The sequence below is a fragment of the Desulfospira joergensenii DSM 10085 genome, assembly GCF_000420085.1.
GTDB classification, from domain to species: Bacteria; Desulfobacterota; Desulfobacteria; order Desulfobacterales; family Desulfobacteraceae; genus Desulfospira; species Desulfospira joergensenii.
Map to the genome: position 1 here is coordinate 968,179 of NZ_ATUG01000003.1, position 24,049 is coordinate 992,227.

At 49.3% G+C, this 24,049-nt stretch carries 19 protein-coding genes; 10 read left to right on the plus strand and 9 right to left on the minus strand.

All coding sequences use genetic code 11. The features are described 5' to 3' along the window. Positions 1 to 13 precede the first annotated feature (13 nt). Both F608_RS0128600 and F608_RS33770 read left to right on the plus strand, forming a co-directional pair. Positions 14 to 1,771 carry an aldehyde ferredoxin oxidoreductase family protein gene (locus F608_RS0128600; RefSeq protein ID WP_022669182.1) on the plus strand — a complete coding sequence of 586 codons (1,758 nt, stop codon included), beginning with the start codon at positions 14 to 16 and terminating at the stop codon, positions 1,769 to 1,771. Next, complete coding sequence (locus tag F608_RS33770; RefSeq protein WP_022669183.1) at positions 1,768 to 3,006, plus strand: class II aldolase/adducin family protein; 1,239 nt, start codon at positions 1,768 to 1,770, stop codon at positions 3,004 to 3,006. The genes F608_RS0128600 and F608_RS33770 overlap by 4 nt, the downstream gene beginning before the upstream one ends. Here the strand turns inward: F608_RS33770 and F608_RS35470 are convergent. Further along, on the minus strand, positions 2,990 to 3,349 hold the full coding sequence (locus F608_RS35470) for a flagellar protein FlaG (RefSeq protein WP_022669184.1): 360 nt from the start codon (positions 3,347 to 3,349) through the stop codon (positions 2,990 to 2,992). The two genes, F608_RS33770 and F608_RS35470, sit on opposite strands and share 17 nt — an antisense overlap. A gap of 413 nt (positions 3,350 to 3,762) precedes the next feature. Here F608_RS35470 and F608_RS0128615 point away from each other — a divergent pair, with 413 nt between their 5' ends. The 3 genes from F608_RS0128615 to F608_RS33780 all read left to right on the plus strand — a co-directional run bounded on the left by F608_RS0128615 (position 3,763) and on the right by F608_RS33780 (position 7,264). Continuing rightward, a complete protein-coding gene (locus tag F608_RS0128615; RefSeq protein ID WP_022669185.1) occupies positions 3,763 to 5,109 on the plus strand; it encodes a sigma-54 interaction domain-containing protein in 1,347 nt (448 codons plus the stop codon). Between the two features lie 282 nt (positions 5,110 to 5,391). Further along, on the plus strand, positions 5,392 to 5,745 hold the full coding sequence (locus F608_RS0128620) for a NifB/NifX family molybdenum-iron cluster-binding protein (protein WP_022669186.1): 354 nt from the start codon (positions 5,392 to 5,394) through the stop codon (positions 5,743 to 5,745). A gap of 145 nt (positions 5,746 to 5,890) precedes the next feature. Then, positions 5,891 to 7,264 (plus strand): hybrid sensor histidine kinase/response regulator, encoded by a 1,374-nt coding sequence (locus F608_RS33780; RefSeq protein WP_161626905.1) that lies wholly within the window; start codon positions 5,891 to 5,893, stop codon positions 7,262 to 7,264. A 72-nt stretch (positions 7,265 to 7,336) separates the two neighbouring features. Here the strand turns inward: F608_RS33780 and F608_RS0128630 are convergent, their stop codons facing one another. The 3 genes from F608_RS0128630 to dnaK form a co-directional block, all read right to left on the minus strand. After that, on the minus strand, positions 7,337 to 8,110 hold the full coding sequence (locus tag F608_RS0128630; RefSeq protein WP_084681310.1) for a choice-of-anchor N protein: 774 nt from the start codon (positions 8,108 to 8,110) through the stop codon (positions 7,337 to 7,339). A 204-nt stretch (positions 8,111 to 8,314) separates the two neighbouring features. Next, positions 8,315 to 10,645: a tetratricopeptide repeat protein gene (locus F608_RS0128635; protein ID WP_022669189.1), complete on the minus strand. Its 2,331-nt coding sequence runs from the start codon at positions 10,643 to 10,645 to the stop codon at positions 8,315 to 8,317. Between the two features lie 412 nt (positions 10,646 to 11,057). After that, the gene (gene dnaK, locus F608_RS0128640) at positions 11,058 to 12,953 is read right to left on the minus strand and encodes a molecular chaperone DnaK (protein ID WP_022669190.1); all 1,896 of its coding nucleotides are present in this window, start codon (positions 12,951 to 12,953) and stop codon (positions 11,058 to 11,060) included. Between the two features lie 476 nt (positions 12,954 to 13,429). Here dnaK and F608_RS0128650 point away from each other — a divergent pair, with 476 nt between their 5' ends. Then, complete coding sequence (locus tag F608_RS0128650; protein WP_022669192.1) at positions 13,430 to 14,269, plus strand: mechanosensitive ion channel family protein; 840 nt, start codon at positions 13,430 to 13,432, stop codon at positions 14,267 to 14,269. A 47-nt stretch (positions 14,270 to 14,316) separates the two neighbouring features. On the opposite strand, the gene F608_RS0128655 is transcribed toward F608_RS0128650, so the two are convergent. Continuing rightward, complete coding sequence (locus F608_RS0128655) at positions 14,317 to 15,417, minus strand: NAD(P)-binding domain-containing protein (protein ID WP_022669193.1); 1,101 nt, start codon at positions 15,415 to 15,417, stop codon at positions 14,317 to 14,319. A 203-nt stretch (positions 15,418 to 15,620) separates the two neighbouring features. Here F608_RS0128655 and sqr point away from each other — a divergent pair, with 203 nt between their 5' ends. Both sqr and F608_RS0128665 read left to right on the plus strand, forming a co-directional pair. Next, positions 15,621 to 16,853, plus strand: coding sequence for a type III sulfide quinone reductase, selenoprotein subtype (gene sqr / locus F608_RS0128660; RefSeq protein WP_022669194.1), 1,233 nt, complete (start codon positions 15,621 to 15,623; stop codon positions 16,851 to 16,853). 12 nt (positions 16,854 to 16,865) lie between these two features. Next, positions 16,866 to 17,528, plus strand: a complete 663-nt coding sequence (locus F608_RS0128665) for a DUF1641 domain-containing protein (RefSeq protein ID WP_022669195.1) — start codon at positions 16,866 to 16,868, stop codon at positions 17,526 to 17,528. 28 nt (positions 17,529 to 17,556) lie between these two features. Here F608_RS0128665 and F608_RS33785 read toward each other — a convergent pair whose 3' ends face one another. The 4 genes from F608_RS33785 to F608_RS0128685 all read right to left on the minus strand — a co-directional run bounded on the left by F608_RS33785 (position 17,557) and on the right by F608_RS0128685 (position 23,228). Then, on the minus strand, positions 17,557 to 20,430 hold the full coding sequence (locus F608_RS33785) for a bifunctional diguanylate cyclase/phosphodiesterase (protein WP_022669196.1): 2,874 nt from the start codon (positions 20,428 to 20,430) through the stop codon (positions 17,557 to 17,559). Between the two features lie 524 nt (positions 20,431 to 20,954). Further along, the gene (gene cysK, locus F608_RS0128675) at positions 20,955 to 21,881 is read right to left on the minus strand and encodes a cysteine synthase A (RefSeq protein ID WP_022669197.1); all 927 of its coding nucleotides are present in this window, start codon (positions 21,879 to 21,881) and stop codon (positions 20,955 to 20,957) included. Further along, entirely contained in the window at positions 21,871 to 22,845 is a 975-nt protein-coding gene (locus F608_RS0128680) for a serine O-acetyltransferase (protein WP_022669198.1), read from the minus strand. Before F608_RS0128680 ends, cysK begins: the two co-directional genes overlap by 11 nt. Next, on the minus strand, positions 22,845 to 23,228 hold the full coding sequence (locus F608_RS0128685; protein ID WP_022669199.1) for a helix-turn-helix domain-containing protein: 384 nt from the start codon (positions 23,226 to 23,228) through the stop codon (positions 22,845 to 22,847). Before F608_RS0128685 ends, F608_RS0128680 begins: the two co-directional genes overlap by 1 nt. A gap of 346 nt (positions 23,229 to 23,574) precedes the next feature. Here F608_RS0128685 and F608_RS0128690 point away from each other — a divergent pair, with 346 nt between their 5' ends. Both F608_RS0128690 and F608_RS0128695 read left to right on the plus strand, forming a co-directional pair. After that, positions 23,575 to 23,796 (plus strand): hypothetical protein, encoded by a 222-nt coding sequence (locus F608_RS0128690; RefSeq protein WP_022669200.1) that lies wholly within the window; start codon positions 23,575 to 23,577, stop codon positions 23,794 to 23,796. Continuing rightward, the gene (locus F608_RS0128695) at positions 23,777 to 23,989 is read left to right on the plus strand and encodes a ferredoxin (RefSeq protein ID WP_022669201.1); all 213 of its coding nucleotides are present in this window, start codon (positions 23,777 to 23,779) and stop codon (positions 23,987 to 23,989) included. The genes F608_RS0128690 and F608_RS0128695 overlap by 20 nt, the downstream gene beginning before the upstream one ends. The last annotated feature ends 60 nt before the right edge of the window (positions 23,990 to 24,049 follow it).

Below are 24,049 nucleotides of genomic sequence, written 5' to 3' on the forward strand. Positions count from 1 at the left end.
GGTATAGACTGCCATGATGCATGGATGGACCGGAAAAATTCTTCACATTGATCTTGGAACCAGGCACTTCCATGTGGAGGAACCCTGCCCTGAATTTTACACCAAATACATGGGCGGTAGAGGAATGGGGGGATTTTACCTTCGCCAGTGCGCCGGCCTGGACTGGGATCACCCCGGCATGGTGATCAGTCTTTTTACCGGTCCCTTAACCGCCACCCTCTCCCCCACCTCCGGACGAATCCATCTCATGTCCAAATCCCCCCTGACCGGCCTTGTGGGAGACAGTTCTTTGGGCGGTCGACTTGCCTTTCAGCTCAAACGGGCCGGATGGGACGGACTGGTCATCAAAGGCAAAAGTCCGGTTCCCGTGGGCATTCAAATTGAAGACCAGGAGGTTGAGATCATCCCGGCCCATGAACTCTGGGGTCTTGAAACCCACAGGGTTCATGAAAAAATCTGTCCCGGGAAAGCCTCCCTGGCCTGTATCGGGCCGGCCGGAGAAAACGGGGTCAGGTTTGCCTCGGTTACGGCCGACCGCCACCACTCCGCCGGCAGAACCGGCCTGGGCCTCAGCCTTGGGACAAAGAAATTAAAGTATATCCTGGTCCGGGGAACCGGCCGGACAAGGGTCAAGGATTCCGGCATGCTAAAACAGGCCCGGGAGGAGATCCTCAGACTGACGGCTGCCTCCCCGGCCCTCATGGGACAATTCGGATTTACCTGCCTGGGCACCGGAGCAGTATACGATCTCATGGACAACCGGAGAATGATGCCCACGGACAATTTCAGAAAGACCGTATTTGACCATGCTCCCAAGCTAAACGCCGCTGCCTATGCAAAGGCCTATTCCCCGAAAAAACACGGATGCTTTGGCTGCCATATCCTGTGCAAGAAAATCGGGAAAAAAGGACGTCAGGACATTACCATGCCTGAATTTGAAACCATGTCCCATTTTACGGCCCTGATCGGGTGCCAGGACAAGGATCTGGTGGTCCAGGCCAATGAACGGTGCAGCCGCCTGGGCCTGGATACCATTTCAACGGCCTCGGTTCTGGCCTGCCGGAGGGAAATCACAGGGCAGGATTATACAAAAGAGCTTATTTTGTCCCTGATCGAGGAGTTGGGCCACGGCCGGGGAGAGGGAAGGCTTCTTGGCCGGGGAGCGACCGCGTATGCAGGGGCCATGGGAAATCCAGACGCAGCCATGGCGGTCAAGTCCCTGGATCTGCCGGCCTATGATCCCAGGGGCGCCTACGGCATGGCCCTGGGCTATGCCCTGTCCACACGGGGGGGCTGCCATCTCAGGGCCTACCCCATCAGCCATGAAATCCTGAGAAAACCGGTGGCCACGGACCGGTTTAGTTTCAGCGGCAAGGCAAGGATCATTAAAATCGCCGAAGATCTGAACGCAGCCGTGGACTCTTTAATCGCATGTAAGTTCATCTTTTTTGCCGCCGGACTTGAAGAGTACGCCAAAGCCTTTACAGCGGTCACCGGACTTGACACCTCGGCCCAGGATCTTCTGAAAACCGGAGAGCGCATCTATTACAACGAAAGAATCATCAACACCATGAACGGATTTGATGCCAAAGAAGATATGCTTCCTCCCCGATTTTTCAGTGAACCCGGATCCGGAAGCACCCATCTTCCCATCCCTCCCATCTCCAGGGCCGACTTTCTTAAGGCCAGGGGGAAATATTATGAGATACGAGGGCTTACCCCTGACGGCCTCCCCATGGAAGCCAAGGCCAGACAGCTGGGACTGACATGAAAAAACTCGTAAAAAAATACGAACAGAAACTCTGCGATGCCGGACTGGCGAACTTCCACGGATCTTTTCGCCCCATCTTGGGCGGACTGGACAATGTCCTGGTTTGGAACCGGGAAGCAGAGGAGATTCCCCTGCTTGAGCCGATATTTAAAAAAATAGCCATCAATTCCCTGGTCTGCCTCTTTCCCGCTCCTCCCTACGACCGGATCATCCATTTCCTCGCCCGCCGGGCATTGGAAGGCGACGGAGTGATCCGGCCCAGGGACTGCGAGACACGGACCTTTCTCCACGATCTGCCTGTGATTGAAAGGATATCCCCTGAATTGGCCGCCCAAAGCCTGAAAAAACGAAAAGTGGTCATCGCTGTTTCAGGGGATTCAAAACAGGGATTTACGCCGCCCGCCGTTATCGCCCAGGGAACGGTCAGTCCGGAACAGGGATTTGTTTCTGTCAGTTCGGTCTGTTTTGCCTGTTTTGTTAAATTTTTCACGGATTATCTTGAAGCATTGCAGACCCGGACCCTGTCCAAGGAAATGGAGGAATTGTTTGAGTCTCTGGCACCGGGACTGGATACTGAACCTCCCCCTGTCCCGCACCTGATAAAGGGACCTTTTTCAGATCCGGACCAAGTCTATTCCGCCATGACCCAGGCCGGACAGGAACTGGTCTCCTACGGACTGGTGGATTCCTATTTCGGCAATATCTCCTATTGCCTGGACCGGGTTCTTTTCATCAGCCAGACCGGCAGTTCCCTGGACGAACTTACAGGATGTATTGATCCGGTTCCCCTGGACGGATCGTCCAGTGCAGGTCTGACAGCCTCCAGCGAATTGACCGCCCACATGGAGACCCTTCTGAGGACCGGCGCCCGTGCCGTTCTCCACGGCCATCCTAAATTTTCAGTGATCATGTCCATGGACTGTGATCCCGAAAAAAAGGCCAAGTGCCCGGACAGGAAAAGATGCCATATCCAGTGTCCGGAAAAAAGATTTATCCGGTCCATACCGGTGGTTCCCGGAGAAGTGGGCACCGGTCCCACAGGACTGTGCAATACACTGCCCCGTGCTTTTGAAGCCTCTGATAATGTAATTGTATACGGTCACGGAATCTTCAGCCTGGGAAGACAGGACTTTATCCAGGCCTTTTCAAATCTGCTGCAGGTGGAAACCCTTTGCAGGGAACTTTACTTTAAAAAAATTGAGACCCTGAAAAAGGGTCTCAAACATTGGCATTAAGCAGAAAACCGGCCAGATCCCTCATCTTATCCTGGAGCTCAAGCATCTCATCCGAAGGAAACTGCCGGATCAACTGGTTGGTCTCCTTATCCAGCACCCGGACAATGATCTCATTGTTTTCCTCATGGACAGAAAAATTGAGTTTTGTCTGAATGGTCTGGGACAGATCCTGAAATGAATCCAGGATTTCGGTCACATCCCGGGTGGTCAGGCTATTGGCCTCCTGGGACGACTGATTTGCTATTTCCGCCTCCTTGACCTGACTGACCTGTGACACTCTTTCAAAATTTTGAACCACTTCCATGGTATCCCGGCCGTTTATCTTTGTTTCTGCAATTGTCATTGTCTTCTCACCTGTTTAGATTCGAATCGATTTGCTCCATCCATGGTGCCGGATTCGACGAAATCGCGAACCAGCATCTTTTTAATTAAATCTATGTTTCTTTAAACTATATTTCGGTTTCCCCAAGAAATTCTTGAGATAAAAATATTCACAGGATTATTTTTCCCAACAAACCATGGTTGCAAAAACGCCACCTAACTCGATTTTTTTTATCCTTTGCCGGTATGGACATTGAGATTCCGGACAGATATAAAAAAGAAAAATTATTATAATTATTTGAAAATAAAACTAATATGGAGAAATCGAAGATAAAGAACCTGCCCTGGGTCAAAGCTGAACCTACCATTGCATTTTTGCAAATTCTCTGATAATAATTTCTTTAATATTCAGATAACCCATGGATGAAATACAAGATGCTTGATAAAAATAAGATATTCGGCCCCCTGACCCAGGACACCACCAAGGTGATTCTGGACTCCATCTCAGACGGAGTCTTTACCATTGACTACAACTGGGAGATCACCTCGTTCAACCGTGCGGCCGAGGAGATAACCGGCATTCCCAAAGAGGAGGCCCTGGGACGTCACTGCTGGGAGGTGTTCAGATCCAATATGTGCGAGGAGGACTGCGCCCTTAAAAAAACCATGGAAGAGGGCAAACCCTTCATCTCCAGTTCGGCCTATATCATTAACAGCGATAAAAAAAAAATCCCCATCACCGCATCCACCTCTCTTCTGATCGACGATAAAAACGATGTGATCGGCGGAGTTGAAATCTTCCGGGATCATTCCCTGGTGGAGGAGCTGCGCAAAGAATTGACCAGCAGTTTCAAGGCCGGAGATATTGTCAGCAACTCCAGGGGAATGAAAAAAATCTTCAAGATCCTGCCCCAGGTTTCCGAAAGCGACTCCTCGGTCCTGATTGAAGGCGAAACCGGTACGGGAAAAGAACTGCTTGCCACGGCCATCCACAACATGAGTCCCCGGAAAGACAAGCCCTTTATTGCCATCAACTGCGGAGCCCTGCCCGACACCCTGCTGGAATCCGAACTCTTCGGCTATAAAAAAGGGGCCTTTACCAATGCCGTAAAGGACAAGCCCGGACAATTTGCCCTGGCCCACGGGGGTACTGTTTTTCTGGATGAAATCGGGGATACCAGCCCGGCCTTCCAGGTCAGCCTGCTCAGGGTGCTTCAGGAACATGAATTCACCCCCCTGGGAGGGCTTGTCAAGGAAAAAACAGACGTCAGAATCATTGCCGCCACCAATAAAAACCTGACGGAACTGGTTGAAACAAAACAATTCCGCCAGGACCTCTACTATAGGATCAACGTGATTCGTCTTCCCCTGCCTCCCCTGCGCCGGAGAATGGAGGATATCCCCCTGCTGGTCCAGAAATTCATCTCAAAAATGAACCTGCGCCAGGGCAAATCCATCCATGGCATTGACCAGAGAGTTCTTGCCGCTTTCATGGCCCATGATTTTCCCGGCAATATCCGGGAGCTGGAAAATATTATCGAACATGCGTTTGTTCTCTGTTCCAAAGGCATGATCCGCCTGGAACATCTGCCCGGGTTTATCTCCCAGCAGTCCATGTCTCTCCAGGAACAGACCGACGACCCTGTAAAATCCGCACAGATTAAATTGATTTCAGATGCCCTGGCCCGGAACAGCTATAATAAAAACGCAGCAGCAAAAGACCTGGGGATCCATAAAAGCACCCTTTTCAGACGGATAAAAAAACTGGGCATCACATTGTAAGGCCCCAATTCAGTAAGGCCAAAATCGCTACCCATGAAGGATAACCGGTCTTAGATCTGCGACCCTGTATATTGCCGCAACCATCTCTTTTTTCAGAGTTATTATATTTTAACTTATTGTTTTTAAAAAACTTTTTTACGACTATTTTTTAAAAACAAAGTCCGGCACATGGTTTGCAAATATTACCAGTATAAACTGCCGGCCTTGATTCAAGGTTCTGAACCATGAAGATGAATCAGGACCGTCTTTATCTCTAACTCTTCAAAAGAGAGGAAAATTTTTGTGAGATTGGCCGTCACAATCTGGGGAAACAGGATATCACCGGTATTTGATGCCGCCCGGACCCTGTTGATTGCGGATATTCAGAACGGAGTCATCCGAAAAAAAACCTATAAAACCATTGAGCCCCTGCCTCCTGCCGATTTGGTAAGACTTTTAAAGCAGATGGATGTATCCACCCTGATCTGCGGTGCCATTTCAACCGGCCCGGCAGACCTGATCACCGCCCATGATATTCGACTTGTCTCTTTTGTCACCGGGAATGCAATGACCATACTTGACGATTTTGCAGCCCAGGAAAGCATTCACAGGGACCATATGATGCCGGGCTGTCCTCCCCCTCTTTTCGGAATCTGAAAAAAGACCTGTTCAAGTAATTTAGATCCATCCCAGGTAGCTATATTGATTTTTTAAACAATTCCCCCTATTCTGAATCCATAATTGCGGCTCTTTCCAAGGTATGCATTTCAAAGGAAGGGGCCAGAAAAAGAGTGGGAGGGATGTGATAAAAAACAATCGAATTCTGATCATCGGCACTGATAACGGAAGCGGATATGAAGAGATCCTTCTTCCCAATCCGGCACCGGCTGACACGGAGGGAAGAGACCAGAAAAAAAGCCTTGATTTAGCAACCGTTTATGAAGTGTCCATGGCAAAGGATGAAACCGAAGCCCTGGAGCTCGTAAAAACATCCGTCTCAACCCTTGAGCCCTTTGCCATCCTTTTTCTTGAGACCGGTTCCCTGCCCGGAACAGGTATGGCCGAGTTCCAGAGGCAGATCCACAGTATCGATCCTTTTGTTAAACTCGTTATTTCAGGGCATCCAGACAAATTCCCGGCTGGAGCCATATCCGATGATAAGGTTTTTTTCCTGAAAAAACCCTTTTACCCTGGAGAAATTATCCGGATCAGCAGATCCCTGATCCATGAACGGGACCTGGAAAAGAAAACCGAACTTCTCGAAACCCGTCTTCAGGAGGCCAACAATAAAATGGCCGATATGAACCGGGATCTCAGGGAAAAAGTGGAAAAACAGGCCGCCATGATTGTTCAGGCCGAGAAGATGGCCTCTGTAGGACTTCTGGCGGCAGGCGTGGCCCATGAGATCAACAACCCCATCTCCTATATCAACTCCAACCTCTTTGCCGTCAAAAAATACTTCGGCAAAATCAACGGTCTTTACAAAGAGTATTTAGAGGCTGAATGTTTATTGGAAACCCTGGAGGACGAAAAGGCAAGCCAGATCATCCAAAAGATCAAGTCCTTTAAATCGGAAAATAAAATCCAAATGATCATGGACGACCTTGAAATCATTGCCGAAGAATCCATAGACGGGATCAACAGAGTAAAAAACATTGTCTCGAACCTGAAAACATTTTCAAGGATCGACGAGGCAGAGTATAAACCCATCAATATTAACCATGCCATGGAGACTACTCTGGACATCATCTGGAATGAAATCAAATATAAAGCTGAGGTGGAAAGGGATTTTCAGGATCTTCCGGAAATAAAATGCTTTCCCCAGAAAATCAGCCAGGTGTTCATGAACCTTCTCATCAATGCTGCCCAGGCCATTGAGGACAAAGGGAAAATACACATCACCACCCGGATGGTGACCCGGGGAAAAAGAAAGGAAGACAGATTCGTCCAGATCCGGATATCAGATACCGGGGCCGGCATCCCCAAAGAAAACCTGGGAAAGATCTTTGATCCTTTTTTCACCACAAAACCCGTGGGCCAGGGAACCGGACTCGGCCTGAGCATTGTTTACGAAATCGTCAAAGTCCACGGGGGACGCATCGATGTCGTCAGCCGGCCCGGAAAAGGAACCCGGTTTACATTGCACCTGCCTGCGGCCTCAGGGCCAAACCCATGATCCATGGAATGATAAACCATTAAAAAAGGCAGCCATTGCAAAGGACTGCCTTTTACATACCACTGACTGGATTTAAATCAATTTTTTCCGGCCCATGCCGGCCATTCCCAGAAGTCCCAGACCCAGGAGAAAGAATGTTGCAGGTTCCGGCACCGGAGTATCGGGTGTTTCAGGCACATCTCCTCCGGATTCTGCATCATGGGACCAAGGAGCAAACTGGCTGATGCTTCCGTCCAGGTTTAAGGTATAAAGGTCGAAGTGAATTTCATAGCCCGGTTTTAAATTGCCAACATCCACATCAAAGGCGGCATAAAGAAGGTTCTTTGAATCACTTGAATCATCCGCTTCCGAGAATTCCCCGGCATTGTACTCTACATCATAGGCATTTGCCTGATCATCGGGATCAATGGTAAAAGAAAATTCATAGTAATAGGTGTCAAAGATCCCGTGGCTTGCCAAATCCACTGTGTCCGGATTTTTTTCCAGATATTCAACAATGGGAGGGGTACCGTATTCAGGGTTTGTTTGGGTGGTGTCAACAAAGGAATAATCCGTGCCGTTGAAATTAAAGGATCCATAGAAGGCAGTATCATCCTTTTCCACGCCTTCATGGCTTGATGTGACCAGGGCGGCCGAGATATAAAACTTATCGTCACCAGCATAGCTTTTGGCTATTTTCTCGTCATCCACAAGGGCATAAAGTGTAAACACACTGGAAGTGGTAATAACCGTATCTGTTCCGTCGTCATAAACACTTGGTGTGGCGTCCAATTGCAGGTAATTAAGAGCAAAGGCCGTACTGCACAAAGACAAAAGGCATAGAATCGTAATGGTTGCGATTTTCATGTTTACCCCATATTTTAATTTAAACAAGTAACCCCGTTACGAAAAAATGCAATATTTATGCCCACAAACAGCACAAAAAATCGATACTTATTTCAGTCCCTTATGCATCCGGCGATCCACTGATAAACGCTTATATGAAAAATAGTACACAAAAATATGAAAAATATTTCATATTTTATCCAATCCTCCCTTTCTCTCCGGCCATCAGTTCAACAATTGCCGGGCATAATCTGATCCTTGAAAATCAGGATCCAGGTCAATGGCCTTTTTCAGATAGGTTCTGGAGAGTTCATATTCCCTGGTTTCATTATAAGCCAGACCTAGGTGATAACAGATAACAGGATTTTCCGGGTCCAGTTCAAGCCCGGCTTTGAATTCCATGACCGCATGATCATAGCGGCTCTTTTTAAAGTATATCCAGCCTATGGTATCCAGAAGATTTGCATTTCTAGGATTTTTTTCTTTTGCCTTCATGGCGATGCTGAGCGCCTCGCCTAGGGTATCCTCTGTTTCAGAAAGGAGATATGCCAGATTGTTTGCGGCGTTCACATGGTTTGGGCTGTATTTCAAAACTGTCCTATACCGCTTTTTTGCCTCCTTTGGCATGCCTTTGATTTCCAATAGATATCCCATTCCCATGATGGCAGGGATATGGGCAGAATCTATTTCCAGGACCCGTTCAAAAAGTAAAGAGGCTTCTTCATACTGTTTTTCCCGGATATAGATCCCTGCCAGATCGATATAGGGCGGCAGATAATCCGGTCTCAGTTCAATTGCATCCCTGAAAAATTGAACGGCACTTTGATCTTGTCCCCTGGAAAAGGCTGACCCGCCCTTTAAATACTTCAGCATTGCCTGTTGTTCTGGCTCCTTTGACAATGGATATCCTCCCAGTATCTCCAGGGCCTGGTCATATTTTTTTGCATCCAGATAGACCTGGATGATAAAATTTACCGCTTCTTTTCCCGGCGAATAGACTTTTAGGGCATTTTTAAAGGCATCCACCGCCTTACGATCTGCCCCTCCTGCCATGTGGACAAGCCCCAGTTGAACATAGCCGGGGCCGTATTCAGGATCGATTTTCAGCATCAAGCGACACAGGGTTTCAGCCGCTTCAAGGTCCCCCTCTAAAAGCTTCAGGTCACACAACAGGTTTAAAACTCTTGCCCCCCTGGGCTTGAGCTTTAAAATCTCTTCAATTTCCTTTCTGGCATTTTTTAAATCCTTTTTGGCCAGGTAATTTTCCGCCAATTTCATTTTCGCATCCATAAATTCCGGATCAATCCGGACCGCGGTTTCCAAATAATCCTGGATCATTTTTTCTTCAAAGGTCTCTGCGGTCGGAAACAAACCGGCTGTGGCCTGGTAAGCAGCCTGATCGGAAACCCGCCTGCCCTCTTTTTCTTTGATACAGACGGCGTTGTAGTAATAGGCCCCTGCATTGTACGGATCGTTTTTCATAACCCGGGTAAAAAAATCAGAGGCCCGGGAATATTTTTTCTGCTGCATGAGAATCCTGCCTTTCAGGAACAAGGCGCCCACATAATCCTTGTCCTGCTGAAAGACCCTTTGTATCCATTTTTCCGCCTTATCCATCTCTTGAAAATAAAAATGCATCTGGGCAAGCCCGGTCATGACTCTGGCAGAATCCTTTTCCAGTGAAAGGGCCTTGTTCATCTGTTCAACAGCTTTGTCCTTTTGATTTACCCGGACATAAAACTCAGCCAGGTTCATGAGAGGCTGAATCCTCTCAGGCGAAGCCCCAACTGATTTTAGATAATTTTTTTCAGCCAGATCAAGTCTTCTCTGTACTTCATAGAACCTTGCCAAATCCCTATATTTCAAATCCTGAATACCCGGGGTCAGGGCAACCCTTTTTAAAAGGTCTTCCGCCTTTTCCCACTTTTTGGCTCTGATATATAATTTAGAAAGTTCGTAATAAGGGGCACGCCGGGAAGAATCCAAAGAGATAGTCTTTAAATAAGCGGTTTCAGCTAGATCCTTTTGCCCGGCAGTGTCATAGAGATGTGATAAAAACATATTGGCTTCAAAATCTTGAGGGGCCAGAAGAACGGCCTTCTCCATTGTGGATATGGCGGCTTGAACATTTCTTTCTTTGATTTGAATTGCGGCAAGAAGGCGATGGGCTTTACTCTTCTTGGGAGAGATTTCCAGGACTCTTTTAACAATCTTTCGGGCCTCAATCAGATCAGATCCTTTCAGGTAGATTTGCCCCATCATGAGCTGGGCATCCAGATTGTGCGGATTGATTCCTGCTGCCCGCTTAAAATACGGCATGGCCTTTTTATAATCCTTTAATTTGACATAGGCTTCTCCTAAAAGATAATGGACATGATCATCCTCAGGGGATGCTGCCAGGGCATTTTTCAACTCAATTACCGCCTTGGAAATCTGGTTGTCCTCTATATATTGTCTGGCCCTTTCCAAATTTTTCTGACTTGCGTTCCCTTCATTGACCGGACCTGTCAAAAGAAGAAAACAAATCCCCACGACGGCGAAAAATTGTCTTTTCATGCGACCTCTTTTAAATTTTATCGATTTTTCTCTAAATTTTTATGCAATATTGGGAGGTATTTCTTTATCAGTTTATCTTTAGCAGCCCTATTGATTTAAGCTTTCCTTTTTATTTTCCCAGAAAATCAACTGAATTTTCGACGAAAATTCAAACAAATATCATTACATTTTTCTGGATTTCTAATCGGCTTTGATTATATCAATTTTCGCCGGGAATGCAAGATCGCGGGTGATCACCCAATAGGTTATCCTTGAAAAGTGTGGTGAACCCAATGGTGCGAGTCTGATTTGAGAATTCTCTTTCCGGAAAACATCAAAAAGCCTGCACCAAAAGATACAAACAGCCCTGGGAAGCGTGGGCTTGATGCTTCCCAGGGCTGTTTGGGGCTCTTCAATAGACCCAATTTCTTTCCTAGGCGACCTCAGAAAACTCCGCGTCAACGATGTCGTCATCGGAATTTGCCTTTTCAAATCCCGGTGACGGTCCCTGGGCCGGACCGGTCGACGGATCTGCCTCCGTGGTCCTGCCCAGTGCCTGGACAGCATGACCCAGTTCCTGGCTCAATCTCTTTATCTCGCCAAGCCCTCCCTGGTCCATGGCCTGCCTCAGATTTTTGATCAGGGTTTCCACCTGATCCCGGGTGCCAACAGCCATTTTTTCCCCGGCTTGGTTGATCTGTTTTTCCGAATCATAGATCAGGGAATCCGCTTCATTACGGGCCTGGGCCAGCTCTTTTTTGTGCCTGTCCTCATCGGCATGGATCCGGGCCTCCTTTACCAGGGCATCGATTTCCTCCTTGGACAGACCCGAAGAGGAGGTGATCCGAATGGACTGTTCCTGGCCGGTGGCCTGGTCCTTTGCCGACACATTAACGATGCCGTTGGCATCAATATCAAAGGTCACCTCAATCTTGGGAACGCCCCTGGAAGCCGGTGCGATTCCGGTCAGTTCGAAGCGGCCAAGGGTTTTGTTGTCCGAGGCCATTTCCCGCTCTCCCTGGAGCACATGGACAGATACTGCCGGCTGGTTATCCTCGGCCGTTGAAAAGATCTCTTTTCTCTGGACCGGAATGGTGGTGTTCTTATCAATGAGCCGGGTCATCACCCCGCCAAGGGTCTCAATTCCCAGAGACAGGGGAGTTACATCCAGAAGCAGGACATCTTCAAGATCCCCCCTGAGAATGCCGCCCTGGACGGCTGCGCCAAAGGCAACCACTTCATCCGGGTTCACCCCCTTGTCCGGACTTTTCCTGAATATGGCTTTCACCCGTTCCTGGACCGCCGGCATCCGGGTCATACCGCCCACCAGGATCACCCGCCCTATGTCGGAAAAATTCATTCCCGCGTCTGTAACGGCAGTCCTGCAGGGGGTCTCAAACCGGTCAAGAAGATCGGATATCAGTGTCTCCAGACGGGCACGGGTCAGCTTGATATTCAAATGCTTGGGACCACTGGCATCCGCTGTGATAAAGGGTAGGTTGATATCGGTTTCCACTGCCGAGGAAAGTTCTTTTTTTGCTTTTTCTGCTGCTTCTTTCAGGCGCTGGAGCGCCATGGTATCCCTTCGGATGTCAATGCCCTGATCTTTTTTAAACTCATCGGCCAGGTACTCCACAATGCGCAGGTCAAAATCCTCTCCCCCCAGGTGGGTGTCTCCGTTGGTGGATTTCACCTCAAACACGCCCTCCCCGATCTCCAGGACGGATATGTCAAAGGTTCCGCCGCCCAGGTCAAAAACGGCGATCTTTTCTTCGCCCTTTTTGTCCAGGCCGTATGCCAGTGCGGCGGCTGTGGGTTCATTGATGATCCTCAGGACATTGAGTCCTGCGATCCGGCCGGCGTCCTTTGTGGCCTGGCGCTGGTTGTCGTCAAAATAGGCGGGCACCGTGATCACGGCGTCCGTGACCTTTTCACCCAGGACCTCTTCCGCCGTGTTTTTGATATTGGCCAGGATAAAGGATGAGATTTCCGCCGGACTGTATTCGGTCTGGTTCATCTTTATCTTTACCCCGCCGCCCGGAGCCGGTTCAATTTTATAGGGCAGAATGGACAGATCCTTCTGGACTTCGGGGGAGTCGTACTTGCGGCCGATCAGCCGTTTGACCCCGAATACTGTGTTTTCAGGGTTTGTGACGGCCTGACGCCTTGCAGACTGGCCCACCAGCCTCTCTCCGCTTTTGGACAGGGCAACCACGGAAGGAGTTGTCCTCCCGCCTTCAGGGTTGGTAATGACAATGGGTTTATTGTTTTCAAGCATGGATACACATGAATTGGTCGTACCCAGATCAATTCCGATAATTTTACTCATTTTATCCTCCAAGTTTAATGATGTGAGCAAATCAAAGTATAATCTTTAATCCAAAGATACGACATATTTTCTTTACGTCAATAAAATATTCATTATTAATTTTATATTTAATACAAAGGTAATGAAACCAAACAACGACATATCGCCTCGGAAAGAAAACACCGATTGATATGGAAAACAAAATCGACCGTCAATTTTTATCCCTCCGGAACTCCAAACGGATTTTTCGTCTTTTTCCTCTTTATAAACCTCTTTTTTTCAGCCTCTTCTTCATCTGAATATGAAACCGGATGAAGCCATTTCAGCCCCTTGAACTTTCTGCGCCATCATAGTATATACCCTTTAAAGCAAATCAGGCTTATCTGTATATAATTGACGTTCTTTCCCCTCTGTTGCCGCGAATCTGAAAAATTCGTCATATACAGACCCCTGTACCGTGAAAAGAAACTCAAAATTTAAATAAGGAGAACATCAAAGTGAATCTGAATAATCTCTCCCTTGATATGGACAAATTGATCGACACCCTGACGCTCTGGGCGACGACATATTCCATGAAAATAGTGGCGGCCCTTTTAATTTTCATCATCGGAAAATGGCTGTCCCGGAAAATCGCCGGCCTGATCAAAAAGGGACTTGAAAAAAACAAGGTGGACATCACCCTGACCAATTTCATGAACGGGATCGTTTACTATACTCTCCTGATCCTGGTTTTGATTGCTGCGGCAGGACAGCTGGGCATTAACACCGCATCTTTTCTGACCATTGTCGGTGCCGCCGGTCTTGCCGTGGGTCTGGCCCTGAAAGATTCCCTGGCCAACTTTGCATCGGGGGTCATGCTGATCCTGTTCAGGCCCTTCAAGGTGGGTGATTTTGTAAGTGCCGGCGGCGTTACCGGAAATGTCAAAAGAATCGATATCTTCAACACCGTCCTTTTCACCCCGGATAACCAGAAAGTCATTGTTCCCAACTCAGGCATTACTTCCGGCGTCATCACCAATGTCACGGCCAACGACACCCGGCGGGTGGATCTGGTCATCGGTATCAGCTATGAAGACGATATTTCAAAGGCCAAACAGGTGTTGCGCGATATCCTCAATGAAGAAAAAAGGATTCTGGAAAATCCAGCCACCAATATTGCCGTATCGGCTCTTGGGAATTCCAGTGTGGATCTTGTGGTCAGACCCTGGGTGAAAACCGTTGATTACTGGGATGTTTACTTTGCCCTGACCGAAAAGATAAAGATCACCTTTGACGAAAAAGGAATTACCTTTCCCTTTCCCCAGCGGGATGTTCATCTGTTCAATGCAGATCAATAATTTTAAAAAGAGCCCGATCTCCGGCACGCCGGAGATCGGGCTCTGGGTCAGGTTTGAATCAGTTTTTCCATGACCCGGACAGCGTCCACCACAGCCGTGTAGATCAAATTGGAATGCTTGGTCTCCCGGATGACCCCGTCCTCCTGGATCATCATAAAAGAGGGACTGATGGCTCCTCCGATGGCAAAGATCCCCGGGCTGCTGGTCTCCAATTGTCTGGACAGCATCAGCAGCCGCTCCCCTTCCTTGGCGATCTTGCAGATGGCCCCTGTGCAGGTGATCTGCTGAAGGTTCAATTCATCAAAAATAGCTGAAGGGCCGTGGGTACCGATACAGGCAATGACATTTTTCATGGGAAAACTCATGCCCTGGTACATGTAAAGATCATCTCCCATGGGAGCCCCGGAGGTCTGGTGGATATAGAGCCGGTCAATCCCCTCGGCATCCACCTCTCCGATCTTGGGTACGGCCCGCTGGAGAATCTTGATCTGTCCGCCCAGAAGGACCTCTTCCCCCAGGTCCCGGGCCGTGTCCGTATTGATCTCGAATTTTTCCTTGATATGGGCCCAGTAGACCGAAGTGGCGTCACTGGCCTCCCGCTTGCTTTTGGACAGGGAGGAGACCACATCGGCCGCTGCATTTCCTCCTCCGATGACCAGAACATTCACCCCGATGTAATCTTCGGGATTTTCAATGTTCCGGGCAACGGTCTTGGCTTCCCCGTAAATCCCCAGGTCATTGGGAATATTGCTCCCAAATGCCAGGATTATATTTTCAGTGGAATAGGTTCCCTTGTTGGTCTTCACCAGATAGTCCGGAAACCGGCCGGATATGGCCTGGAATGTCTCATTGAGATTCAGGCTCAGATTATTTTTATCCACCACCCGGTTTGCCTGTTCAATGTATTCTTCCACGGGCGCCCTGGTATCCTGAGGCTTGATTTCCTCCACAGGAAACGGGTCTTTACAGCTTTTGGGAATGGTGGGATAGACCTTTTTCCCCCGGGGATAGGTTTCAAGGATCCCCTGCATCACGTGACTTCCCTTTTCAAGGACAATATAGTTTTTTTTATGCTTTTGGGCCAAAAGTGCGGCGGCAATCCCTCCGGGACCGGAACCCACAATGACCAGATCCAGTTTTTTTTGCATGGTGCTCTCCTCATCAACCGAGTTTAATCCACTTACTATCATGCATTTACCGGGTTTGTAAAACCCGGTATCCCGAATCCTGAAATCGATATTTCATTTATGACTTTTTCAAAATCCCGTTGACACGCTACCACCGAGTGGTATAATATAGGGTTAATATCCCCACATTTATCCCAATCCTTATTTCACAGGAGGGTCCTGTCATGAAAAAAGTCTTGATCCTCGGCGCCGGCGCCGGAGGCACCATCGTGGCCAATATGCTCAGAAAGGAAGTCCCTGAGTCCGAACTTGAAATCACCATTATTGACCGGGATGAACGACACCATTACCAGGCCGGGTATCTTTTTATTCCCTTTGGCATTTACTCCCCGGAGGAGGTCATCAAACCCAAAAAAGAGTTCATTCCCCGGGGAGTGGAATTCATCGTGGACACCATAGTCAACATCGACCCCGGTAACCGCAGAGTGGAAACCCGGATGGGCCATTACGACTATGACTGGCTGGTCATTGCCACGGGATGCGATATCTCCCCGGAGGAGATCCACGGGATGAACGATGCCTGGCAGGTGGATGTGTTTGATTTTTACACCCTGGAAGGGGCAACCGCCCTACACAAAAAGCTGAAATACTTTTCCTCGGGTAAAATCGTTCTGAACATTGCCGAAGTCCCTTTTAAATGCCCCATTGCCCCCCTGGAATTCGTATTCATGGCTGACTGGTTCTTACAGGTCAACGGGGTCAGGGACCAGGTGGAGATTGAACTGGTCACTCCCCTGGACAACGTATTTACCAAACCTGTCGCAGCAAGAATTCTGGCCCGGTTCGCCGACAAGAAAAACATAAAAGTCATCCCCTATTTTGACCTGGCCCAGGTCAATGCCAAGGAAAAAACCATTGAATCCCACAAAGGGGACAAGGTGGGATACGACCTGCTCGTGACCATTCCTCCCAACGTGGGGGCCAATGTTCTGATTGACTCGGCCATCAGCGATCCTGTGGGATTTGTGCCCACAAACGATTTCACCCTGAAGGCGGAGGGATTTGACCGGATCTTTGTCATCGGTGATACCACCAATGTTCCCACATCCAAGGCCGGGTCCGTGGCCCATTACATGGCCTATACCCTGGTGGAAAATCTGGTCAGGGAAATGGACGGCCACGAGGCCCTGCCCAAGTTTGACGGCCATGCCACCTGTTTCCTGGCTTCGGGTTTTGAAAAGGCCATTCTCCTGGATTTCAACTATAAGGTGGAGCCCCTTCCCGGCATGTTTCCCTTTCCCGGCATGGGGCCTTTTTCCATGCTAAAGGAGAGTTTGAGCAACTACTGGGGAAAGATGATGTTCAGGTGGGTCTATTGGAACCTGATGATGAAGGGTCTTGACCTGCCCCTGGAACCCCAGATGAACCTTGCCGGCAAGATCCGAATGACGGCCTAAGGGAGGCGGGACATGTCTAATGAAGAACAGATCCTGGAACGGATAGAAGAAAGAATCACCCGGCTGGAGGAAAAAATCACGCCCATTGCCGAATCCGCCGCGTCCATCAAGGAACTCAAGCAGGAGTTGACCCCCCGGGTCAACGAAGCCGTCCAGGCCCTGATCAGGGAATTGGCCGATGTGGAAGCCGATTTCCAGCTGGATGACCTGCTCCATTTAGTCAAAAAGGCCATGCGAAACATGGACAACTTTGGTAAGAGCCTGGACATGCTCCACAACTTCATTGATTTTGCCATCAATGCCGAACCCCTGATGAAAATCACAGTCCCGAAAATCATTGCCTTCATGGACGAGCTGGAGCAGAAAAATCTGTTCAAAATGCTGAATATCAGTCTGGATGTACTTAAAAACATCTTTGAAAAATACACCCCCGAAGAAATTGAACAGATGGCCCGGGGCCTGGAAAAATTAGGACCGGCCCTGGGAAATCTGACCGATCCAAAAGCCGTCACCCTGCTTGAAAATGCATCTAAACTGCCGTCACAGATTCACATGGAAAATGCAGAGCCCGCCGGTCTGATAACCCTGATCAAAGCCGCCAATGATCCGGATATCCGGCAGGGGCTGGGTGTGGCCCTTGAGCTGACCCGGGGGCTGGCAGTTCTGAAAAATTGAAAATGGATAATTGCCCGGGCATTCTTCTCTATTGCCCAAGATTCTCCCCTGCCTCCATTTTTTCCAGAAAGGGGATCAGTTCGTTCAAGGGCATGGGTCGGGCATAGTAAAAGCCCTGAATCGAATCGCAGCCGAACCGGTCCAGCAGCTCCTTTTGTTCCCGGGTTTCCACTCCTTCGGCCACCACTTTCAGTCCCAGGTTCCGGGCCATGAGAATAATGGTTTCCACGATCTGGGCGTCGCTGGCATCGCTGGTGATATCCCGGATAAAGGAACGGTCTATTTTCAGGGTTTTTATGGGAAAGGTCTTCAGATAATAAAGGGATGAATAGCCGGTTCCAAAGTCATCAATGGCAATGGAAAATCCACTCTGTTTGAGAATATTGAGTTTTTCAACGGTGGACTCCAGGTCCGTCATCATTATATTTTCCGTGATCTCAAGCTCGAGAAGGTCCGGGGATATGTCCTCGGCCCTGGTGACATTCCGGATCTGTTCTACCATATCCGCCTGCTTGAACTGGAGGGGAGATAGATTGACTGCCATTGTCACCCTGGGAAACCCCCGGTTTCCCAGGATGGCCAACGCCCTGCAGGATTCTTCCAGGACAAGGGCCCCCAGGGGCAGGATCAGGCCGGTATCTTCGGCCATGGGAATAAATTCATCGGGACTGACCAAGCTGCCGTCGGGCTTCTGCCACCGGACCAGGGCCTCCACCCCGGTGACCTGCTGGGCGGAGACATTGACCTTGGGTTGAAAATAGATGGTAAACTCCCTGTTGTTCAAGGCCTGCCTGAACTCTTTCATGAGTTCTATCCTGTTGGAAACCAGGCGGCTGAGTTCCTGGGTGAACATATTATATTTGTTTTTGCCCTGGGATTTGGAATGAACCATGGCCACATCGGCATTTTTCATCAGATCCCCTGTATTTGAACCGTCATCCGGAAAAACCGTAATGCCCACACTCAGGGTGACAAACAACTCATGGCTGGAAACAAAAAAAGGAGATTTGAAAGCCTCAATCAGGCGTTCTGCCAGTTCAATGACTTCCTGTTCCTTTTGAATATTGATGGCGATGATGAGAAATTCATCCCCGCCAAGTCTGGCCACGGTATCCTCTTCCCGGACCAGATTCTTCAATCTCTTCCCGGCCTCCTGGAGCAGCAGGTCCCCCATGGTATGGCCCAGGCTGTCATTGACATACTTAAAATTGTCCATGTTCAGAAAAAATACAGCCACCCGGTTTTTCTGCCGCCGGGCATGGGCAATGGCCATGGCCAACCGGTCCTTGGACAGGTTTCTGTTGGGCAGTCCGGTGAGGGCATCATGATAGACCTGGTATTGGATCTGTTCTTCCTGGGATTTCATCTCTGAAATATCATGGAACACGGCAATATAATGGGTGGTCTCCCCCAGGCTGTTGTTGATGGCACTGATATTGAGCTTTTCCGGATAGGCCTCCCCGCTTTTGCGCCGGTTCCATATTTCACCCATCCAATGGCCGTCGTTGATCAAACTCTGCCACATGTCCCGGTAAAAAGCATCATCATGGCGGTCAGACTTGAGCATTCTCGGGTTCTGGCCGATCACCTCTTCCCGGCCATACCCGGTGATATCGGAAAAGGCCCTGTTCACGGTCAGGATATTGCCCTGGGCATCGGTGATGCTGATTCCTTCCATTGCATTTTCAAAGACATTGGAAAAGATCTCCAGCCTGGCTTCGGCCCTGTTTCTCTCACCGGTTTCTTTCTGCAATTTATCATGGGCATGCTGGAGCCTGGCCATATAATCGTTAAAATGACCGGCCATCAGGCCCACCTCTCCTTTTGCATTTTCATCTGCCCGGATGCTGAAATCCCCGGATTGGGCCTGCCGGATCTGTTCGGCCAGCCGGGTCAGGGAGCGGGTAATGGAAGAGGCAAGCAGAAAACTGATGGGAAGGACCAGAATCAGTATGACGATGATGGAGGTTAAAATAATTCTGCGGAGAGTATGGGGCAGACGGCTCAACTCATCCAGGTCCACTGCCGTGGCTACAAACAGGCCCAGTTCGGGAAAGTCGTGGAAAAATACCAGTCTTTCTATTCCTTTGACAGAACCCGGTTTTTTCCAGGTCAGGGAAGCCTGTCCGTTCCTCTCCTCTTTCATGGTTTGGAGGACCTTTTCCCATGTCTCAGGATCATCCGTATCGGTCAGCCTGCCGGAAAGACGGGGATGAACAATGAAATTTCCCCGGCTGTCCAGAATAAAGGCATGTCCTGTTTTCCCCAGATGAATGGAAAGAACATGGGACTTTAAATCATCAACATTGACCAGGGAGACAAATTCGTCCCGGTAGCCGGAAACCGACACAATCCAGTCCCAGGGTTTAAAATACTCCATATAGAGGACCTTGGGACGACTTTCCTGTTCTCCAGGATTCCGCCATTCATAGGCCAGATATCCCTTTCTATGCTTCATCTGAGTTTGAACAAAGCCGAACTCGGAAATGTTCCTGTTTTCCATTCCCCCTTTTGGATGGACCTGGACAAAACCCTGACTGTCCAATACGTAAATATACCCGCTTGTTCCGATTTTCTGGGTGAGCAGGATCTCCTGGGCCAGTTGTTTGGCCTTTGAAGGTGCAAGGTTTCCGGAAACGGCATCCTGGTGAAGCTTGTTCAATATGTCTATATTCTTCTCTGCAATCCCCCTCAGGTGATTCCGTACCGAAACATCCAGGGTGGTTTCTATCCCCTTTTTAAGGGCCAGGGATGAATAGGAAAGTTCATTGATGAGATTTTCCCGCACCACCTCCTCAACCCTGGAGTTAATCACCCAGCCTGCACCGGAAATGGACAGGATAACCACAAAGGCGATCCAGATCATGAACTGAGATCGTATGGACGATTTCTTATTTAACATTTTGCCTCCTGAGTGGCTCTTAAAACCGTCCTGTCCCTTAAAACTTAAAGGTCTGGACGATTTTCTTTAATTCTTCTGCCATGGTGCTCATCCTGTCCACACTTTCCTTGACCCGGTCAGAACCCTGCTGGATTTTCCCCGTGGCCGAACTGACCTGACCGATATCCCCGGTGATATTTTCCGCTGCAGCAGATCCCTGACCAACGTTGTCGTTGGCTTGCTGAACCGCCTGGGACAGACTGGCGATATTGGAGACGATCTTCCTGGGTGGCCGCAGGATGAAACGGCAAACGCATTTTATTCTCCGATATCCTTTTGGGATACCAGACCGGAATCAGATCCCGGGATTACGATTTTTTACAGGATTTCCCCTTAAAAGTGACCCTAACATATGTTCCAATTGAGTGGAAGCCTCAAAATCCATTGCAGTCCCTCGCAAAAAAATAACCAAAGCATGGAAAATTCCATGCTTTGGTTATTTACAGGATTCCGGGCAGAACGGAAGAATCGGACGGAAAGGATGATTATGCCGGGGTAAACAGATCCGTGCTCAGATATCGTTCACCGGTATCGCAGATGATAAAGACCAGGGTTTTTCCCTGATTTTCGGGTCTGGATGCCGCAAGCTTTGCCCCATGAAATGCCGCACCCGAGGAGATGCCGCAGAGGATACCCTCCTGGACCGCCAGATCCCGGGCCCCCTGGAGAGCCTCATGATTTCCCACGCAGATGACCTCATCCAGGATCTCCCGGTTCAGGTTCTTGGGAACAAACCCGGCACCGATTCCCTGAATCTTATGGGGGCCCGGCTTTCCTCCGGACAGAACCGGGGAATCAGCCGGTTCCACGGCAATGGATTTGAGATCCGGATTTTTCTTTTTCAGGACTTCCGACACCCCTGTAATGGTTCCCCCGGTTCCCACCCCGGCCACAAAGACGTCGATTCTGCCTTCTGTGGCATCCCAGATTTCCGGGGCCGTTGTCCGCCGGTGGATCTCAGGATTGGCCGGGTTGGAAAACTGGTCCGGCATAAAGGCGTTTGAAGTCTGTCCCAAGATCTTGTTTGCCTCTTCAATGGCCCCTTTCATGCCTTTGGACCCTTCCGTCAAAACCAGGTCGGCGCCCAAATGCCTGAGCAGCTGCTGCCGCTCCCGGCTCATGGTCTCGGGCATGGTCAGGATCAGCCGAAGGCCGTGTACCCGGGCGGCAAAGGCCAGGGCAATGCCCGTGTTACCGCTGGTGGGTTCAACAATCACAGAATCCGGGTTGATTTTTCCGGTTTGAAATCCATCCTCGATCATGGCCACACCGATCCTGTCCTTAACGCTGGAGGCAGGATTGAAAAACTCGATTTTGGCGTAAAGTTCAGCTTTGGTTTCCCTGGATGCCTGCTTGATATGGACCAGGGGGGTGGAACCAATGGTCCCTGTGATATCGGATTTAGCCTTCATTTAGTACCTCCTCCCTGAGTCCCTGCTGTTTGTAAATCAGACGGGGCGTTTCTATAAATACCTTTGTATCCGCCGGAATAGACTCTGTCAGCCAGACGCTGCCGCCCACCACGGACCGGGCTCCGATGACGGTTTCCCCTCCCAGGATGGTGGCCCCGGAGTAGATGATCACATCATCTTCAATGGTGGGGTGACGTTTGGCCCCCCGCAGTTTTTCCCCGGCATCCGGGGGCAGGGAAAGGGCCCCGATGGTGACGTTCTGGTAAATCCTGACGTTGTTGCCGATGACGCTGGTCTCCCCCACCACCACCCCGGTGCCGTGGTCAATAACGAATCGTTCACCGATTTCAGCCCCCGGGTGAATATCAATGCCGGTAAGGCTGTGGGCGTGTTCAGTCATGATCCTGGGAAGCTGGGGAACCCCCATCCGGAAGAGCTCATTGGCAATCCTGTAGACGGTAATGGCGTATAACCCGGGGTAGGAAAAGATAATCTCATCATGACTCTTTGCCGCCGGATCTCCTTCATAGGCCCCTTTGACATCTTCGGCCAGGGACTTTCTCATTTGGGGAATCTTCTGGATCAGACTCAAGGCCATTTCACTGCCCCTGGCCTCACATTCAGTACAGGCCTGACCGTACCGGAGACAATCATGCCGGAGCACGTGGGCAATCTGCTCGGACAGAATATCATAGAGCTGGGACACGGTCTGCCCCAGGCTGTAGACGATATTTGCCCCGTCTACTTTCTCCTTGGTAAAATATCCGGGAAACAGCACTTCCCGGAACTTATCAATCATCCCCTTTACCGAGGTGGAAAAATGGATGGGTTCGTCCCCGATATGGGCAAAACAGGTTTCATCATCCATGGAGGCCAGGACTTTCTGGATTGCCTTGGGCAGTTCTTTGCGGAATATCGATCCGGTCTCCCTTCCGGTTCGGCAGATATCCGTTAATTCATTCATCAAATTGGATCCTCTTCAATATTAACTTGTTTTTTAAACACTTTGCAGGAGCTGCAGGCTGCCATTTTTTCATCCCATGATTTATGGGGTTCCCCGGAGCAGAGGGTCCCGTTGACAAACCAGCACATGTCCCCGGCCTGGAACTCCCGGGCCGGACAGGTCTTTTCACTACATTCCAGAATATCCCAGCATTTTTCAGGCAGGGTCTTTGAACCGGCCCTGGAAAGGAGGAAAAAAAGCTGTCTTTCAACATGGTGGGGAATCTTCCGCCACCCCTGCTCATAACTGTGAACCGCTTTGATGGAAATGCCCAGAAGCTGGGCCATCTCTTTCTGGGTTCTTTTCAACTTTGCCCTTATCCTTTTAAATCCTGTATTTTCCATGTCTTCCCTTTTTCAGATCGTGATACCCCCTGGAGTTTCCAGGAGTTGAACTCATTTTAAGAATATACCACAAAGTAGGGGTTGTCAATTTGTCTTTGTCCGAAATACCGCGCATCTTCAGATCATTTACAATCCGGTTCGCCGAAACTTTTACGGAAACCAAACAAACCTTAAGATTCTTCGAAACAATTTTGTTCCTGACCTGAGACAAAAAACAGCAAATACCATGCCTCTGGTAATCCCATTCATGCCAAAAACACGGAATTCAGCACTGGCATGTTTATTGAATTATCTATCGGGTATTGTCACTTTATTCATCAAAAACCCTTTAAAGAGCATTATCCCAATGTTAGAAAAAAAATGTGACTCCAATATAGAGCGGACCATTGAACTGGCCCAGGAGATGATCCAACTGGCCCGGTATGGTGACGAACACAGGGAAGATCCCGGTTGCGGGGTATTGTACGGAATCCTGCTGGATTCAGGATACAGAATCCTCAACCTGGCCCAGGAGGAAAAACAACGTCACCTGGATAAGGGATGGTGGAATGAATCCCGGGAAAAATAAACCGGCCCCGGCTGTTCCCTGTGTGGACCTTGAGTGCTGTATCCTCTGTGAGGTCTGTGTGGAGCTTGCCCCCCATGCCTTTAAAATGAACGATGCGGGCTTTGTTGAAGTCATCCCTCTGGACAGGTATGACGATAAAGAAACCCTGGAAGCGGTCAACAATTGTCCCCGGGACTGCATTGTCATGGAATGATCTTTCAAACGATCTTGTCTTCCTCCTTATTATAAGGCCGGACTTCATCCCGAAGATCCA

Excerpts from the sequence above, each read along its gene's own strand:
- cysK (WP_022669197.1), bottom strand. The coding sequence starts at position 21,881 with ATGAAGGCTAAATCCGATATCACAGGGACCATTGGTTCCACCCCCCTG.
- F608_RS35470 (WP_022669184.1), bottom strand. The coding sequence starts at position 3,349 with ATGACAATTGCAGAAACAAAGATAAACGGCCGGGATACCATGGAAGTG.
- F608_RS0128600 (WP_022669182.1), top strand. The coding sequence starts at position 14 with ATGATGCATGGATGGACCGGAAAAATTCTTCACATTGATCTTGGAACC.
- dnaK (WP_022669190.1), bottom strand. The coding sequence starts at position 12,953 with ATGAGTAAAATTATCGGAATTGATCTGGGTACGACCAATTCATGTGTA.
- F608_RS0128635 (WP_022669189.1), bottom strand. The coding sequence starts at position 10,645 with ATGAAAAGACAATTTTTCGCCGTCGTGGGGATTTGTTTTCTTCTTTTG.
- F608_RS0128630 (WP_084681310.1), bottom strand. The coding sequence starts at position 8,110 with ATGAAAATCGCAACCATTACGATTCTATGCCTTTTGTCTTTGTGCAGT.
- F608_RS0128695 (WP_022669201.1), top strand. The coding sequence starts at position 23,777 with ATGAATCCCGGGAAAAATAAACCGGCCCCGGCTGTTCCCTGTGTGGAC.
- sqr (WP_022669194.1), top strand. The coding sequence starts at position 15,621 with ATGAAAAAAGTCTTGATCCTCGGCGCCGGCGCCGGAGGCACCATCGTG.
- F608_RS0128665 (WP_022669195.1), top strand. The coding sequence starts at position 16,866 with ATGTCTAATGAAGAACAGATCCTGGAACGGATAGAAGAAAGAATCACC.
- F608_RS0128680 (WP_022669198.1), bottom strand. The coding sequence starts at position 22,845 with ATGAATGAATTAACGGATATCTGCCGAACCGGAAGGGAGACCGGATCG.
- F608_RS33770 (WP_022669183.1), top strand. The coding sequence starts at position 1,768 with ATGAAAAAACTCGTAAAAAAATACGAACAGAAACTCTGCGATGCCGGA.
- F608_RS0128685 (WP_022669199.1), bottom strand. The coding sequence starts at position 23,228 with ATGGAAAATACAGGATTTAAAAGGATAAGGGCAAAGTTGAAAAGAACC.
- F608_RS33785 (WP_022669196.1), bottom strand. The coding sequence starts at position 20,430 with ATGTTAAATAAGAAATCGTCCATACGATCTCAGTTCATGATCTGGATC.
- F608_RS0128655 (WP_022669193.1), bottom strand. The coding sequence starts at position 15,417 with ATGCAAAAAAAACTGGATCTGGTCATTGTGGGTTCCGGTCCCGGAGGG.
- F608_RS0128615 (WP_022669185.1), top strand. The coding sequence starts at position 3,763 with ATGCTTGATAAAAATAAGATATTCGGCCCCCTGACCCAGGACACCACC.
- F608_RS0128690 (WP_022669200.1), top strand. The coding sequence starts at position 23,575 with ATGTTAGAAAAAAAATGTGACTCCAATATAGAGCGGACCATTGAACTG.